Source organism: Deltaproteobacteria bacterium, from assembly GCA_009929795.1.
GTDB lineage: Bacteria > Desulfobacterota > Desulfovibrionia > Desulfovibrionales > Desulfomicrobiaceae > RZZR01.
This window is the reverse complement of the sequence record RZZR01000234.1, coordinates 1-2885: the sequence shown is the minus strand read 5'-3', so window position 1 is coordinate 2885 and position 2885 is coordinate 1. Positions and strand designations below refer to the sequence as shown.

At 59.1% G+C, this 2885-nt stretch carries 1 protein-coding gene; it reads right to left on the bottom strand.

Going from position 1 to position 2885, the window contains the following annotated elements:
• Nucleotides 1-2340, bottom strand: a 2340-nt coding sequence (locus EOM25_13595) for a hypothetical protein (GenBank protein NCC26207.1), incomplete at its 3' end; no start/stop codon positions are given.
• Between the last annotated feature and the right edge of the window lie 545 nt (nucleotides 2341-2885).

Here is a 2885-nt window from a genome sequence, read left to right as displayed (position 1 = left end):
GGGCTGGGATGTGACCGTGCGGCCGAAGGGAGTGATCTTGGTCACAAAGGCATCACTTTGATTGTCAACAGTGAACCCTGCATTGGCCAAGAGATACGGACCCGTCTCGACCGGGAAACTCCATTCATCGGAAAAGGTCTCACCGGTAACATAGGCGCTGCCCTCGCTGTCCACGGCGATGGCAGCGCCTTCATCCAAACTGCTGCCCCCGATATACCCGCTGTAGATCAGTCCCCGGCCGTCGGATCGGACCTTGGTCACAAAGGCGTCCACGTTACCGCCGCTGTGATGAAGATACGGCCCGTTAAGAACCGGAAAGGAGGCCTCGGTGGAACCGGTGGTGCCCGTGATATAGGCGTGTCCGGATCCATCCACGGCAATGCCTTTGCCCTCGTCGCCCAACGCCCCCCCGATATAGCCGGCATAGGCCAGGCTCGCATCGGCATTGATCTTGGCCACAAAGGCATCCGTGATGCCGTTATGGGTCAAATCCGGCCCCACCTTGACCGGAAAGCCCTGATTCTCGCTGGACTGCGTGCCGCCCGTGACATAGGCCGCCCCGGTGGCGCGGTCCACGGCGATGGCCGCCCCCCAATCCGATTCCGATCCACCGATATAGCCGCAGTATTCCAGACTTTGACCGTTGGGTGCCACTCTGGCCACAAAGGCGTCCATATTTCCCTTGTAGGTCAACCCCGGCCCGGCTACGACCGGAAAGGTCGTGTGTGTGGACCGCGTACGGCCGACAACATAGGCTCGATCAACATCGTGGGCGATGCCATACCCCCAATCTTCGCCAGATCCGCCGATGAAACCGCTGTAGGTCAGGCCGGACCCTTCGTGGTTGATCTTGAGCACGAACGCGTCCGCATCGCCGCCATGGACTAAATTCGGCCCATTATTTGTCGGAAAGTCGGAGGAATAGGTGATGCCGGTGACATAGGCCTGGCGGAAAGCATTCACGGCCACCGCCCTTCCGAAATCTCTGGATCCTCCCCCGATGTAGCCGGAGTAGATCAAACTTGTTCCGTCCGCCTTGACCTTGGCGATGAAGGCGTCCCACTCGCCGCCGCCGTAGGTCGTATACGGCCAGTTCCCGGCAGTAGGGAAATCGTTTGATTGGGTACTGCCGGTGACATAGGCGTTGTTTCCTCCGTCAACGGCGATACCCAAGCCGATGTCGATCTTTGACCCACCGATATAGCCGCAGTATTCCAGACCCGTTCCATTGGCCCTGACCCGGGCCACAAAGGCGTCGGTGTTGAGGCTGTAATCCGTGGAAGGCCCAATTGTAACGGGGAACGAGCCTGAACCAGAATTTGTACGGCCGGTGACATAGGCCCGCCCGGTGGAGTCCACGGCAATTCCCACACCTGCTTCATTAGCTGATCCGCCGATGAAGCCGCTGTAGATGATCATTTCCGGGTCCAGCACCAGGGGTTTGGAGCGGTCATAGTCACCGACCGTAAAGCCGTAGCCATGGGTCCGGGATGCTGCGCCAATACCAAGGGCCTGGCCAGCATCGTTCACCACCGAACTCAGGGAGGCCACCTGGACATGGGGAGCCTGCTCCATGGCATAGGCCACGGAAATATCCTGCCGTCCCTCCTCCAGATCCTGCCAGGCCACCGGGATATCGTCGTGAAAGGCCCCGGCCGGCGTGGAGACCAGCAGGCGGCCCTCCTCGGTCAGCTCCAGACCGTCGACACCGCGATAGGCCAGCCTGATCTGCCCCGGATCGGCCCCGGGGTGGACGATAAAGTCATACTTCAGACGGTTTACCGTGCCGTAATAGACCAGGTCGATGCCCGGCCAGAGGTCGCGGTAGATGATTTTCGAACTGGCCTGAATACCGGTGTTCCACTCCTCGGGTTTGCCCCTGAAATAGGAGATCACGGTATCCGCAGCCTCCAGCGACTCGGGCAGGACATCACCGCGGGCGTCGACAAAGTCCAGCTTGACCACCCAGCGTTTCGAGCGATCATTTTCCCTGGGCGCGATAGGATCGATATCGCGCAAAAAGGGCCGCTTCCGGCCTGCACCATCCTGGTCCGGAATCGCGAGAGCAAAGGTCACCCCCTGGGAGGTGAAATAAATCGACTTATCCCTGCCCTGGATGGAGAAGGCGACCTGCTTATCCATCTGCCCCTGGTTGGGGATGAACAGAATGTGCATCGCGCCGTACGCTCCATCGCTCCGTGTCAGGTCGGCAGGCGGACTCGCCGACCAGGCCAGCCCGGGAAAGGCCAGAAGAAGGAACGAAACCGCAAGGAAGCGCATGCGGAAGACGGCCGTAAGATGAAGCCTCTTGAACGGGTGGCGGGGCCATGATCTTTTCATGACGATGTCTCCTGTCAGGTGGGGCTAAAGATTGATTGATGGGAACGAGGGGTATGTGGACCGATCCGGAATTTCAATGACGTGTATCGAAAAAAAGCAAGAAAGCCAACAGGTCATGTTCCGGTTGGAGTGCCTGGACAACTCGGACCGTGACCTGGGCTGGGACACGGTCTTTCTCGTGGGCAAAAAAATCAAAGACACGGTCACGGCAAGGTTTCCCCGCCCCCGATGCGATGTCCGGCGAACGGCTGAAAAAAAGAGTTAATCGTCCAGCAAGAACATCAGCACCCCAGGCAGACAGTTCCGCTTGACAACTTTAGCCACGAAACAGTCGTAACCATCCGCCGTGTATCCCCGTACAGGGCTACCCCAAGAGGAACCGCTATACCCGGTCACATAAACGGTACCAACGCCACTCGTTGTAATCCCTAAACCAGAATCAGTGCCGGTGCCGCCGAGAAAGGCATTCCAGACCACGGCCCCGGAAGCACTGTTGAACTTGGCCGCAAAGGCATCGGTATCACCGCTGAACTCCCGCATCGGGC